General features: G+C 59.5%; 12 protein-coding genes and 1 tRNA gene. 3 read left to right on the top strand and 10 right to left on the bottom strand.

The genetic code is table 11. The annotated features are described in order from the left end of the window. Positions 1 to 62: 62 nt before the first annotated feature. The 4 genes from AC3YMN_RS06040 to AC3YMN_RS06025 all read right to left on the bottom strand — a co-directional run bounded on the left by AC3YMN_RS06040 (position 63) and on the right by AC3YMN_RS06025 (position 4,403). Positions 63 to 1,817 carry a type IV secretory system conjugative DNA transfer family protein gene (locus AC3YMN_RS06040; protein WP_489889319.1) on the bottom strand — a complete coding sequence of 585 codons (1,755 nt, stop codon included), beginning with the start codon at positions 1,815 to 1,817 and terminating at the stop codon, positions 63 to 65. A gap of 196 nt (positions 1,818 to 2,013) precedes the next feature. Continuing rightward, positions 2,014 to 2,451 (bottom strand): hypothetical protein, encoded by a 438-nt coding sequence (locus AC3YMN_RS06035; RefSeq protein ID WP_489889317.1) that lies wholly within the window; start codon positions 2,449 to 2,451, stop codon positions 2,014 to 2,016. Between the two features lie 176 nt (positions 2,452 to 2,627). Continuing rightward, positions 2,628 to 3,482 (bottom strand): hypothetical protein, encoded by an 855-nt coding sequence (locus AC3YMN_RS06030; protein WP_489889316.1) that lies wholly within the window; start codon positions 3,480 to 3,482, stop codon positions 2,628 to 2,630. Positions 3,483 to 3,536: 54 nt separating this feature from the next. Beyond that, complete coding sequence (locus tag AC3YMN_RS06025; RefSeq protein ID WP_489889315.1) at positions 3,537 to 4,403, bottom strand: hypothetical protein; 867 nt, start codon at positions 4,401 to 4,403, stop codon at positions 3,537 to 3,539. A gap of 607 nt (positions 4,404 to 5,010) precedes the next feature. Here AC3YMN_RS06025 and AC3YMN_RS06020 point away from each other — a divergent pair. After that, a complete protein-coding gene (locus AC3YMN_RS06020; protein ID WP_489889314.1) occupies positions 5,011 to 5,421 on the top strand; it encodes a hypothetical protein in 411 nt (136 codons plus the stop codon). A gap of 116 nt (positions 5,422 to 5,537) precedes the next feature. Here AC3YMN_RS06020 and AC3YMN_RS06015 read toward each other — a convergent pair whose 3' ends face one another. Both AC3YMN_RS06015 and AC3YMN_RS06010 read right to left on the bottom strand, forming a co-directional pair. Beyond that, entirely contained in the window at positions 5,538 to 7,133 is a 1,596-nt protein-coding gene (locus AC3YMN_RS06015; RefSeq protein WP_489889313.1) for a DUF6538 domain-containing protein, read from the bottom strand. Between the two features lie 85 nt (positions 7,134 to 7,218). Next, positions 7,219 to 7,308: transfer RNA gene (locus tag AC3YMN_RS06010), tRNA-Ser, on the bottom strand. Between the two features lie 244 nt (positions 7,309 to 7,552). Here AC3YMN_RS06010 and AC3YMN_RS06005 point away from each other — a divergent pair. Next, positions 7,553 to 7,876, top strand: coding sequence for a hypothetical protein (locus AC3YMN_RS06005; protein ID WP_489889312.1), 324 nt, complete (start codon positions 7,553 to 7,555; stop codon positions 7,874 to 7,876). Between the two features lie 29 nt (positions 7,877 to 7,905). Further along, a complete protein-coding gene (gene msrA, locus AC3YMN_RS06000; RefSeq protein WP_489889311.1) occupies positions 7,906 to 8,562 on the top strand; it encodes a peptide-methionine (S)-S-oxide reductase MsrA in 657 nt (218 codons plus the stop codon). A gap of 76 nt (positions 8,563 to 8,638) precedes the next feature. On the opposite strand, the gene AC3YMN_RS05995 is transcribed toward msrA, so the two are convergent. The 4 genes from AC3YMN_RS05995 to AC3YMN_RS05980 all read right to left on the bottom strand — a co-directional run bounded on the left by AC3YMN_RS05995 (position 8,639) and on the right by AC3YMN_RS05980 (position 12,570). Beyond that, a complete protein-coding gene (locus AC3YMN_RS05995) occupies positions 8,639 to 9,274 on the bottom strand; it encodes a peroxiredoxin (RefSeq protein ID WP_172121920.1) in 636 nt (211 codons plus the stop codon). Between the two features lie 123 nt (positions 9,275 to 9,397). Beyond that, a complete protein-coding gene (locus AC3YMN_RS05990; RefSeq protein WP_489889310.1) occupies positions 9,398 to 9,925 on the bottom strand; it encodes a CreA family protein in 528 nt (175 codons plus the stop codon). A 513-nt stretch (positions 9,926 to 10,438) separates the two neighbouring features. Beyond that, on the bottom strand, positions 10,439 to 11,011 hold the full coding sequence (locus AC3YMN_RS05985; protein WP_489889309.1) for a hypothetical protein: 573 nt from the start codon (positions 11,009 to 11,011) through the stop codon (positions 10,439 to 10,441). 299 nt (positions 11,012 to 11,310) lie between these two features. Continuing rightward, complete coding sequence (locus tag AC3YMN_RS05980; protein ID WP_489889308.1) at positions 11,311 to 12,570, bottom strand: hypothetical protein; 1,260 nt, start codon at positions 12,568 to 12,570, stop codon at positions 11,311 to 11,313. Positions 12,571 to 12,574: the final 4 nt, after the last annotated feature.

Raw genomic sequence — 12,574 nt, 5'->3', positions numbered from 1 at the left:
TTGGTTATCGCCACACAAGAAGAGTCTATGGCGAAGGTCGGCAATGTTTGCCGTCAACCGCCTTACGCTCGGTCGGGCCGAAGCCCTGGCAGCTGTCCTGCTATACGAGACAGGCGGCACGACATCTTCAGTCGCCCACCACTCTTCTTTGAGATCAAATAAGCCTCTGCGGTTCCCAATTCCTTGAAGTCGTCTGGTGACACCACGAATTCCCGACTGCTTCTCGCCGAACCAACTCCAGTTGCCACCCCTTCCACCACCTGTGCAGTCACCTCGACCTTTTGGTAGGTACCGGAATATTGCGCTGCCAGTTCCGCATCCGCTGGCGAGTTAAGTTGGTGAACCATCAGAGTGTTCACAGACGCTAGAACCTGGTTCAGAAAAGGGGCCCCTCCAGCGACAACCGAGACCTCCAGGTCCGAAAAGCTTTGCCCCGACAAAACAACACGGGCGCCGTAGCTTCGGCCTTGGTTCACAAGGTTGAGCACCTGCTGACCGACAAAGGTCGAAATCTCGTCCAGGACGATCAGCCAAGGGCCTTCCCGCTGCGACAGCGTGTTACGTGCATCGTTTATCACGAGCCTACCAATTGCTTTGGAGAGATCAGGGAACGTCAGGGCGGGCAATGCGAAATATGCTACCGCACCTTCGTCCCGGGCCTGGTCCAGTTGAAGGACAGGAGCGCCGCCATTAACATCAAAAAGATGAGCCGCCGAGGATCGTGCCAGATTGCGGATAAGCGCGCGAAGCCCCTCAATTCCTGCATCCTCAGCGCTGCCCTGATCGACAATCTCCGAAAGAAGGCTTTCGGCATTAGGTATCGTCTTGGCGCGGCCCCGCACTGCCTTGACCATGGCTTTAACGGACATGAGTCCTTGAATGCTCAACAGGTCAACAGGATGGCCGATCGCAAGTGCAACCTTGAACACCGTCTGCATGTAGCCTTTTGCCAACACCTGGTAGTACGGCTCGGACCATTCGTGCAGAGTGACCACCATGTCAGCAAGGGCGGAAAAATCCTGGGACGTGAATGGATTGTACGCGCACCCGCTGCCCTGGCCGTTTTCGTCTTGGTGGAACAGGTATGCCTTGCGACCCTGTTGCCTGGCGTATGCCACGACTTGGCGCCCTGTCTTGACATCGCCTTTCCCGTCCAGGATGAGCACCGGCAACCCACGCTCGATGTGTGACTCAATTAGGTTGAGCGTGGTGACGGTTTTTCCGCGCCCGGTCGTCCCCACCACCAGGACGTGATTGTTCAAGGCACTGTCGGTAATGAACGTGGGTGAACCCGTTCGCCAGTTCACGCCGACCAGGGTCTTGTCGCCTGATGCAGCCGGCAACAACCTTGCTTTGTTTTTTGCGGATGAAGCAATTGGCGCAGGGCGAACTCGGCGGCGAATGAGCCCCTTGGTCCCAGAGTTCGCCGCATCCTCGAACAACAGTCGGGCAATTGCCCCAATGCCGATGCCGATGGACGCGAGAGAAACCGCTGTCCAGGGATCGCTTGCTAGATCTAGCCAAGCATCCACCAGCAAATAGGCATCTAAGGTCCTGAGCGGCTCATGCAAGCGATCGACCAGAGCCAGCGCAACTGAGTGCAGACGCCCGCTCGTGTAGAGAGCCAAAGTCAACAGCATAGAAAAGACAAAGCCAAGCGCACATGCAAACAGCGATCCCGTGTACCAGGCCGCAACCCAAGGCAAGACGGCAGCTGCAATGCCTACCGGGCCGAGAACGACTGCCCCGACGAAAGCCACCAGCAGCTGAAAAACCACGACAAAGTCCTCAGACGAGTTCGAACCGTTCGAGGTCACTTGCTTTTCCCTCTCTGCGCAGCAGCTGTACCGCTAGGGGTCCATTTGACGATCTTGATGTGAGAGCTTTCGCCTGCGATGCGGCGCACATATCCGCGCATGGTCTCGTCCGTGACGACGTACCAGACTTCGCTTAGTTCGAGGTTCGCCGCATGGCTGTCGATAATCTCTGCAAGCCTGCGGGGTGCCTTCTGGGTCAGCTCCAGTTCAATGCCGACGGTGGAGTTTTCCCGGTGAAGTAGCCCATCGGGTACGTGAAACTCGCCGGCCCGATCAGGTCTGCGCCAACGGTACTCACGCTCGGTCTCAAACCGCCCGTCAAATTTCTTCTCCAGGTCATGGCGAGATCAACAAGCTTGCTGTCATGGGAGTACGTGGCGGCTCGAATGCCCTTCACTGCCGGAAGAGTATCGCCGGCGAAGAGACGCCCATTGTCGGTGACGAGGAGCGGACGAACATCAAAATGCGGCATCTCTGCGCGCTTCAAAATCCCTTCATTCACCAACTTCCGAACCCTGGCCGCAGCCGTGGAGAAATCAATCCCTCCCCAAAAACGGGCAACCTGAGCCACCGTCAAAAAGCCGAAGCGGTTTACACACCGCACCAATGCCAAGTCACGTTCAGTCAAATTCACAAAGTTACTCCAAACAAAAAACTCATTTCCCCAGCCCTGTTTCTTAGGCCCACCTGGTACCAACCCCGACCCCATGTAATCGTCCTTGATTGCGTGGGGTCGGGGTTGGTACCAGGCTCTGAAGGGCCGAAATCCAGGGCTCTAGAGGGGAAATGTCCCCACCCAGAGTGGGGACCCTAGTGGGGATGGTGACTGGTGGGCTTGGTAGGCATATCGAAGTCCGCTTCAGTGGCGTCTCCCATGCCTGAATGTGCGGGGCCGTGTCCCATCGCGTAGCCATCGGATTTCTCGATGTCTCCGCGCAAGCGATCACGATCCTCAGAAATGCTTTCTGGCAGGTCGGGAATCTGACGAGGTCGACCGATCTGCTCTTCGGCTTTAACGGCATTGCGCTGCCGAGCTTCTCTTTCCGTCTCCAAGAGACCGATAAGACGGTCGCGTGACCCTGCCAGCTCCAAATGCGCGGCGATCTTCGAATTTTGATCCGCAACCAAACTGCGCAATTCGGACACGACGTCCATCGCTTCGACGAGGGCGGCGTCTTTCTCTTCAAGGACCGCATTCAGCTTGTCGATGCACTCCTGCCCCGCCAGCAGCTGTTCATGCATCGCGTTTCTCTCGGCCCGTATGGTTTCCAGCTCCGTCGCAAGCTCGACAATTTCGGTCTGCTGAGCCAAATCGTGCGCCGTCATCATCTTGGCAAAAGCCGTCGATGACCGATGGGTAAGATCGTCCAGAGCTGCGCCGACTTCGTTCTTGAGGCAGGCCGCAGAATCCAGCAGGCTAACAAAGGCGCTGTACACGCGCTCGGGTAGGACTGACGTGTCTACGTCGGGCGCTGCAATCTCGGCTTTGATCGAATCGGCCGCGAAGAAAGCACCGACATACTTGTGCGCGGTACCCATCGAGCGCACGACACCCTCATCAACAAGGCGCTGGCAAATCTCTGTGCGGCTTGGATTGGGATCTTTGGGTGTGCTTTCGAGGAGCTTTCGAATTTCGCCGAAGACTTTGTCGGGATCATACGCCATGGGTGCGTTCCAATTTCGCGATGCTCAATTCCGGAATTCCGGAATTCCGGAATTTCAGCGGCGGTAGCGCTCAGGCAGGTGCAGGAGGCTTCGGCGATCAGGTGCAGGGGAGTTTTCTGTGGGCGCGCGTGCGAGCCAGAGCTTGGGCTCGCCAGGGTCGAATTGCACGAGACCGACGTTGGGCAAATGGTACTTGCGAGCTAATGCGTCCGCTTCTGAGATGACCGCAGCCGGCACAACCAACCAATAGGTGTCGAAGAACGTCGACTCCCAACCGACACGCGCGAGAGCACGATATAATTCGTCGAGGCTGGGCTTAATCAACACGAACACACCCACCACCTCGATGGCCGCATCAGCTCTTGAGTGGATTGCCACCAAGGACGGAGAAACCGCGGCCGTCGTGCCCGGCCACTTTCGAAATTTCATGGCCTGAACAGAATGCGGAGCGACCAGGTTTGGCATTTGATCGGCCACCGTCGCTAGGGAGTGATTTCGGGCCTTATGGCCTTCAACCAAAGCGGAAATGTCGCCATCAGTCTTAGCGCGTACTTCGTCCAACACCCTGCGCAAGTCACGCACGGACTGCACGTTTTCAGGAGACAATATGAGGTCGATGGCACGCTTGAGGTCGGAGTCAGCAATACGCGAGAGCAGTTCCAAATGGGTATAGGGTCGCCCCAATGCCAGCTGGAGGAACTCTGGCGGCAAGTGGGGAGAGTGGGTCAACACGAATTCATAAGCGCTGCACATCTGGCGCAATGCATGTTCTGGTTTGCCTGCCGAGGCTGACGCGTTCCGCCAAAAGGCCATTCCCGTCGTCACCTCGCCATGATTGCGCCAACTGACGATCGCCTCAGGCACTGCCCACCAATTTGGAGAGCGAGCTGCGTCTTTGAGGGCGGAATCGATGCTACTCACTGTCATGTGTCCACAATAGTGTGGACGAAGTTGTTAGAGCAACCCAGGCGCGCTTGTCGCTTCGAAAATGGGTTAACCGCAGGGAAAGTGGGCTTTGCAAATTTGATAGGTTCGCGATCGATCGGCGGACCGGGTCAGGGGTCGGCGCAAGTTGTCGTGCCCAAGTCGCGCTACTCGCGACTTGGGCCCCCACTCCGCCTCTTGCCTTGATCTGCCATGCCGGCTGTCGCGCCCTGCGCTCCAACCCGCCTTCGCTTAAGCTACGCCGGGCTGGGCTAGGATCGCGCCGGCCTGACAGCTCAACCCCTTTCCGCACCACTCCGACGCGCACAGGCGAACATCACACGCAGCACCCGGTGAAAGCAGCATGTCGTGCCAAGAATCAAGATACTTATTTGCACGCCCGCCAGGACACCGCTGGCGATGCCAATCTGAACCTGCCCAAGAGGATTAATTGTCAGAAAAACTTGAAATATCTATTCTCTGCCGATGGGCCACAATCACGTCAAGGCGAGACGGAAGCGGGCCCATCTACTCCAGCGTGCCTCAAATTTTACCCGGTGGCCAAAAGTTGTTTCGAGTACATCGAGCGCCAGACCAGCAATCTGTGCAGATCGCACTCGATCAGCGTCCACACCACTTTGCTACCACCCGTGCGATTGCGGAGACTTATGCAGACAGAGGGGTGGCAAAAAACGGTTTTGCATCATTCCTGATTGAGGCAACCGCCTGTCGAGCTGTTCGGCTCGCAAATATGACTACATTCGAGATATTTGAGGCCGTAAATCTGGGCGTCACACTGCGTAACGGAGATAAAATCGATTTTCCGCACTTGAAGAACAAGCCAGAATTCCGAGGCGATCAGATCGCGGTACAGCGCTGGGTGCCAATTCAAATCGCAAACAGACTGTTGGAGGAGAATTCAACTCCATATGACGGGATATGGGAAAACCAAGGCGACGACGTCTTACTTGTTAACCCAAAGGCGGTAGCGCAAATTGAAATAACACGATTCTAGGAACGGGCCGCCTGGTCCAGCTCCAGTGTAGCCGGACAGTCCTTTGCCTGGGCTCCGTGTAGCGCTTCAAATGCTGCCGCCCCGATACGGACAGCTGAGGAATGCACCGGAAGGACTTAGCCGTCGTTCAGGTTATATGCCGGCAGCTTTGCAATTTCCTCCAGAAGTACTTGCGGCTCGAACTCACCATACTCCTCGCCTTCGGTCGCGGCGGCATGACCCTGCATATAATCGCGCGCACCGACATCGAGCTTGTGGCGCCGCGATAGCGTCTTGAAACGATGCCGCCAGGCGTGATTGGGGGCAACACGCTTGTCGGTAAGCCCTTCCTGCCGAATCCATGCCGCTAGTCGTTCGCCGACCTTCTTGGAGGTCGGGTTCTCAGCACTCCCCCCGCGCTTTCGCGACTCGCTGTAGAATAAAGGCCCCACCTTCGCGGCCTTGGAAAAATCGAGGAAACCCTGATCGATCAAATGGGGGTGAATGGCAACATGGCGCGAATTGCCATCCTTCACGGTTCCGGCTTCCGGCGTGATCCAAAACAGCCAGACGCCATCCTTCTGCTGGATGTCCTGTTTGCGCAACTGCGCGATTTCACCGACGCGGGCACCGGTATAGGCACAAATCCATGGGACCCAACGTCTGGCCGCCCGGTGCTCAAGAGACAATCGGCCCTCCACCGGCTCGAGGGTCAGCCCAAGTATGAACCGAGCCTCAGTATCGGAATAGCCCTTCGGCCGCTCCTTCTTTGCTTTGGGCACCTTTACAGCAATACCGTCCACAGGATTGCTGGCGATACGCTTGTTGGTCACTGCCCAGGCACAGGTCGAGCGTAGTGCCGCCAAATAGCCAAACTGGATAGATCGCGCCGATAGTCCCCTGGCCAGCAGGCGGTCCTTCCACTCGATACACCATAAGTCAGTAACATCGCGAATATCAGAGTGGTCCTTTGCCACCGCAGCAATGATCGGGCGCCATTTCTTGCGCGTTGACATGGAGTGCTTGGTTTCGTCGGCAAACTTTTCGTATATCGCGTTGAGATCGTAAAAATCGGCTGGCGCATCAGGGGCCGCTGTCTTTGGTTCGGGACGCTTGAGCTCCAAGGAGGGAAAGCGATCCGCCATCGGATCGGGCCGATAATTCCCCTTTCTATAGCGGATCAGTTGATCGCGAGCCTGCCCCGCGCCAGTGGTGATGATCTCGACCAAGCGAACAAGAGCGTCCGGGGTGACACGTATGCCTCTGGCCAGGAGGAACCGTTCAACCTCGACCCGCCGTTGTTCTGTCGACGTCAATCGCAACCGCTCGACAGGCCGAACGCCGCCGGGCGGCGTGTCATCCATGGCCTGCACGGCCAGCAAACCAAAATCGCTGACTAGCGTATCGCGCAGTCGTTCATCTTGCAGATCGGCAAGCGGCGGGGGATTGTCCTCGCCCGAAGCCACCAGCATCCGATAATACTCTCCGGCAAGCCCCATCATCTGCTTGTGCGTGAGGATTTGGAAGCCTTGCCGCAGCCGTGCCCACCGGGCTTCGATCTCCGCAGCTACCCGAACATACGCGGATTTGGCTTCGGCCGGGTCACGAGTGCGCAGGCTCTGCTTTTCTTCTCGACGCCCGACGAGCCCGACCAGGTCGGCCGGGACGCGCCGCCGCAGCCAATAGATGCCAGATTGAGGATGCTTCCAGGGTGTTGCCATGCGAAGGCCCATGTGTACCGCTCCTGTGTACCAAACGAGCGGTTGCAAAGCCCTTAATCCCAGGGACTTGGCAGAATTCCTGGCTTTTTTGGAAGTATGGCGGAGAGAGAGGGATTCGAACCCTCGAGACGGTTCCCCGCCTACACACTTTCCAGGCGTGCGCCTTCGACCACTCGGCCATCTCTCCGCATCGCCTGTACCCTTGGTGTTGCGCAAGGGAGACCGGTCTGGAAAGCCGGTGCGAGCGAGGCGCAATATACCCATCGGCTCTGCCGGCGCAAGGGATCACAGTACGGTAAACCCAATTGTTTTAAGGCTCCGGCATCCCCATCTTGTGAGGACAAGCGCTAGCGTGTCACAAGGAGCGGTGTGCGACAGCAAGCGCTCGTCCTAGGCGCTAGTCGAGCTTCCGCAACGCCATAGAGGTTCCAATGCGGCTTTTTCTTCGGATCGTGGGCACCTGGTTGATCGGCTTGGCCCTGGTCCTGTTGGTGGTCGATGGAACCAGGTCGCTGGCAGCCAACGCGCTGCAATTCACCAGCCTAGCCCAGGCCTGGAGCAGTTGGCACCTGCCAAGTCTCGTGGCTGTCCAAGAATTCTTCGCCAGCCGCTTCTTTGCCGATCTGCTCGGCACGGCCTTGGCGGTCCTGCTGACCTACCCCGCATTCGCGGTGATTGGCGTGCCAGGCATTATTCTGGCGATCATGGGCCGCACGCCCAGAACAGAGCGCTTTGTCCGTCAGAGTCAAATCTGACGCCTCTTCAAAGCACAAAAGGAAAACCGATGTTCTTTAAAACCAAGCCCACCAGCCTGCCCACTGTCGCCGAGGCCCTGCCGGGTCGGGACCAGCCCTTGGCTACGGCCGAGAACCACTATGTGAATGGCGAAAAGCTTGCCGGGCCCTATCCGGCCGGCGCCGAGGTCATTTATCTCGGGCTCGGGTGCTTTTGGGGCGCCGAGCGCTTGTTCTGGCAACTCCCGGGCGTCATCCTGACGGCGGTGGGGTACGAGGGCGGCGTGACGCCTAATCCCACCTATGAGGAAGTGTGTTCCGGCCGCACCGGGCATACCGAGGCGGTCAAGGTAGTGTTCGACCCCGCCCTGATCAGCCTCGAGCAGGTGCTCAAGACTTTCTGGGAGGAGCATGACCCCACCCAGGGCATGCGGCAGGGCAATGATGTGGGCACCCAGTATCGCTCCGCCATCTATACCACGACGCCGGAGCAGGCGGAGATCGTGCGCATGAGCCGCGATGCTTATGCGGCGCAGCTCAAGGCGCGGGGCTTTGGCCCCATCACCACCGAGATCGCCCCGGCGGGCGCGTTCTTTTATGCCGAGCCTTATCACCAGCAGTATCTGGCCAAGAACCCGAACGGTTATTGCGGGCTGCAGGGGACCGGGGTCGCCTGCGCCATCGGCACCGGGGTAGCGGCCGAATAGGCTGCCCGCACGCACCACAAAGAAAAGGGCGGCATTGCTGCCGCCCGAGTGGTCAGGGAGAAGACAGTCGCGCCACTTAGGCGCGGGGTTGAGGAACAATCCGCAGATAGGGCTTGAGTTCCGTCCAGCCCTCGGGATACTTTGCCTTGGCCTGCTCGTTGGATACGGCCGGCACGATGATCACGTCATCCCCGTTCTGCCAGTTGACCGGGGTTGCCACCTGGTGCTTGGCCGTCAGCTGCAGCGAATCGATCACCCTAAGCACTTCATCAAAGTTCCGGCCGGTGGAGGCGGGATATTCGATCTTGAGCTTGACCTTCTTGTCGGGCCCGATGACGAACACCGACCGCACGGTCAGCGTATTGTCGGCATTGGGATGGATCATGTCGTATTGGCGCGCCACGGTGCCATCGGTATCGGCCAGGAGCGGGAAGTTGAGGGCGGAGCCCTGCGTTTCCTCGATATCGGCGGCCCAGCCGGCATGGTCCTCGAGCTTGTCGACCGAAAGACCCAGCACCTTGACGCCGCGCTTTTCGAACTCGGGCTTGAGCTTGGCGGTATAGCCCAGTTCGGTCGTGCAGACAGGGGTGAAGTTCTTGGGGTGGGAGAAGAGGACCGCCCAGGAGCCATCGATGTAATCGTGGAAATGGATGGTGCCCTCGGTGCTTTCGAGGGTGAAATCGGGGGCGGTGTCGCCGATCAGAATGGCCATGGTGCAATCCTTGGGCTCGTTGGCGTTTGCTTGTCAGGAACAATATCGTACTCCGCCGCGCCGTTTGAAGCCGGGCGGGGCGGAATGATTTTGTGCAAGGGGCGCTCGGCGCGCGAGCCCATGCTATTGCGCGGCGGCTGCGGGGGCAGGGGCGGTTGCGGCGGCGGGCGGGGCGTTGAGCCAGGTGACATTCTCGCCGCGCAGCGGCACGACCGACAGGCTCATCTTGCCCGAGCCCTGCTGGATCTGGCGGGCATGGCCGAGATAGACGAGAGCATCATTGGTTGCGTCATAGATGCGGGTGACGCGCAGCGACTTCCAGATCAGCGAGCGGTTTTCCCGAAAGATCTCCTCGCCCCCGGGGCGGGTGGAAATATCGCCCACGGTGATCGGGCCGACGGCCGAGCAATCCAGCGCCGAATAAGAGGGGTCCTCGAACCAGTTGCCCTGCGAGATGCGGTCGATAAAGCCGCGGTTGAAATAGGCGAGGTGGCACACGACCCCAGCCACTTCCGGATCGGGCACGGCATCGATGGCAATGTCATTGCCGGTCCAGTCAACGCCCACGCTCCCCACTTCGCGGGAATCGCCGCAGGCGGCAAGCGCCAGCACCGGCAGAACAAGGGCGGCAAGGCGAACAATACGGCGCATGGGGCAAATCTCTCCCGGGGGTTTTTCAGCGGCCGGGCATAGATGGCCCGCGCCGGGGCCGGGTGCAAGGGGCGTGCGAACGCGCCCGCTGGCCGGGGCCGCGGGGGAGGGGGGATGCTCGCCATAGCCTGACGGCTAGGCGGTTGTGCGCGACGTCCTGCGGACGCGCGGGGCTAGAGCGCGATCGCCTGCGGCGACGCGGACGCCATAGCTGCAAGGGCGGCTAGGCAGAGCAGACCCCGAGGCGGTGGCGCCTCTTGGGATGGTTGGAGTGAGACGACATCGCCTCGGGGCGGCCGGGATTTACCGATCCAGCTCGCAAAGCGCGCCCCCCAAAGTCGGCAGGGGGCGAACTGTCCAATGCGGCTCGGACCCACGGCGTGCAGCGACGCACCCCGTCCCGGCTGTTCCATCCGCCATCTGGTCGCTGCAGCGCCGCTCCTGCGGGGGAATGGACAGCACCATACACCCCGGGCAAGGGGGCGGGGATAACTGCCCGCCCCTGTCCTGCACCTAGAGCCGGCGTATTTGCGGAAACCCCGGATCGATCCGCGCCGGCGGCACGGCTTCCCCGAGCGGCTCGGCCCGCCGGGCGGCGGCAATCCCGGCCTGGTAGCCGCGGCTGAAGTGATCGCGAAAAGCCCGGTCCATGCGCAAGGCCAGTTTCTGGCGGATCGAGCGCATCTCGTCGCGCCCCTCGGGCGAAAACTGTTCGGCCGGCAACAAGCGCCGCACCGGCATCGGCAGCGGCCGCGTCAGCCACACCCGAAAGCGATCTTCTTCGCTCCAGCCGGTATGGCTGGCCTCATAGGCGGCCAAGAGCGCCAGCGCCTGCCCCAGCTGCACAGAAAGCCCGCCCCAGCTGGGCGCTGCCGGCGGCAGTTTTTCCCGGGCCCGCCGCTTGGGCCCAAACATCTGCGCATCATGCAACACGGCCTCGGCCGCCATCCGCACCTCGTCGCCCAACAGGGCCTCGGGCTTTTTCGCCGCCACGCTGCGCGCCTGTTCCTGCAACGCCGTCAGGCGCAACCACAACGCCTCATGGCGCTCCGCCAGCGCCGGGGTAATCCGAAGGACTTTTGGCATGGTTTTTGGGACTTTCTCCTGTGGGGGAACAGGAGAGGATAAGGCTGGGTGGAGGGGCCGGGATAACAATCGGCGTAATAGTAGGCCCAGAGCAGCGTCAGGGCCTGATCGGCAAAGCTGGCATTCCCGCCAATGGGGCCGATGTCAGCTATCGACCTTTCTGCCGTCCATCTGGGCATAACAGCCCCTAAGAGCTGCCGTGATTAGGTCTGCCGCTAAACGGCTTGTAGATCGGTTGCATCAAATGTGAGCTTTCCTGACCGGCCGAGAGCTTCTTGATCCTCAAGCCCGCTCAACCGTCAATTTTGCCCTTGAAGATCGTTAGCATCCAGCCACTCCTTCATCTCTCGAACAGCGTTTTGTAGGCAAACGCGGCCGAAGCCTTGGAAACCGACAGGCAGTTTGGTGATATCCCTTTCTATTCCAAGCAGCCGAGCCTGCCTGATCGCCAACTCCTCGTAGTACTTGCGTTCACTTGGAGAGAGCTCCGGGGGCTGGTCGGCCCTGCGAGATTTTCTCCTTACCCTTGCTTCCGCCGCCGCAGGTATTTCTGCTGTTGGCGTAGTTGACGCCTCTGGCTCATGCTGGTTGACCTGTGTGTAGGCGGGGATAGCATCCGGTGGGATATTTGGCTCATTCCGAACTGAAACCGGGTGGTCACTCCCGCCCTCATGTGGAGGATTGAGCGACACCGGAGCTTCATTGCCATCTTCAAGGTCCTCGTCCTCCCAAAGATCGGCGCAGTCGAGCTCCACCTCCTCTTCGAAATCGGGATCACCATCCATCCTGTCGAGCAGGTCGATGGCCTTTTCGGCAATGTCACGCAGCAACTGCCTGGCCGTTTGTCTCACGCTACGTCGGCGTCCCAGGAACGCCTTTACCTGCTCACCAAGGTGAACCAGGTCGTCGCTATAAAGGAATTCGTCGTCTACGGTTTCCAGCGCAGCCCATCCTGGTTGCTCTAACTGGTCATCGGCACAAAACCAGAGTCTGATCTGGTCGCCGGTAGCGAGCATCATGTGCAGCCCACAATGGGTTTCGTTGACGACAACCCCCATGACCCGAGCGTCCACCAGGCAATTTAGGGATTGACCAAGAAAGCGCGCATAGCGCCCTTGGAGCATGCTCTGGCGCACGCGACTAATGAGGCCGGCTTGCACAAGCAATTCTGGGGTGACGAGCCCTGCGGCGTCCCGGATACTCTGATCGACCGCGTTACCTGAAACATTGAGCAGCCACACAATCTGGTCAGCGCTATGCCCCTGGGCGACGAGGCTGAGTATCTCGGCATCTTTCTTTGTCAAAGATTCCAAAACTTCAGTCAGTTCATCGACGACCTGGTCGAATTCCTCATCCTCATCCTCATCCTCATCCTCTCCGTCGGAAGCGTCTTCGGAAGATGGGGCCCCATCCCAAACAAAGTCCGCGGCAACCGGGGCATCCGTGCCTTCCTCTAGGAGGTCATGGTAGAAGGGCGTGGGATCTTCCCAGAGAACGGGCGCATAGAAAATTGCACCTTGTGCTTGAGCGTCGTCATCGTTGTGGACATCGAGCGGCATTGAA

Source organism: Devosia sp. Z11_6 (assembly GCF_058133665.1).
This window is presented reverse-complemented; position numbering and strand designations above follow the sequence as displayed.

What these genes read in the sequence shown, in the direction of transcription:
- AC3YMN_RS06030 (WP_489889316.1), bottom strand. Translation starts at nt 3,482, where the DNA reads ATGGCGTATGATCCCGACAAAGTCTTCGGCGAAATTCGAAAGCTCCTC.
- AC3YMN_RS06015 (WP_489889313.1), bottom strand. Translation starts at nt 7,133, where the DNA reads ATGGGCCTTCGCATGGCAACACCCTGGAAGCATCCTCAATCTGGCATC.
- AC3YMN_RS06005 (WP_489889312.1), top strand. Translation starts at nt 7,553, where the DNA reads ATGCGGCTTTTTCTTCGGATCGTGGGCACCTGGTTGATCGGCTTGGCC.
- msrA (WP_489889311.1), top strand. Translation starts at nt 7,906, where the DNA reads ATGTTCTTTAAAACCAAGCCCACCAGCCTGCCCACTGTCGCCGAGGCC.
- AC3YMN_RS05995 (WP_172121920.1), bottom strand. Translation starts at nt 9,274, where the DNA reads ATGGCCATTCTGATCGGCGACACCGCCCCCGATTTCACCCTCGAAAGC.
- AC3YMN_RS05990 (WP_489889310.1), bottom strand. Translation starts at nt 9,925, where the DNA reads ATGCGCCGTATTGTTCGCCTTGCCGCCCTTGTTCTGCCGGTGCTGGCG.
- AC3YMN_RS05985 (WP_489889309.1), bottom strand. Translation starts at nt 11,011, where the DNA reads ATGCCAAAAGTCCTTCGGATTACCCCGGCGCTGGCGGAGCGCCATGAG.
- AC3YMN_RS05980 (WP_489889308.1), bottom strand. Translation starts at nt 12,570, where the DNA reads ATGCCGCTCGATGTCCACAACGATGACGACGCTCAAGCACAAGGTGCA.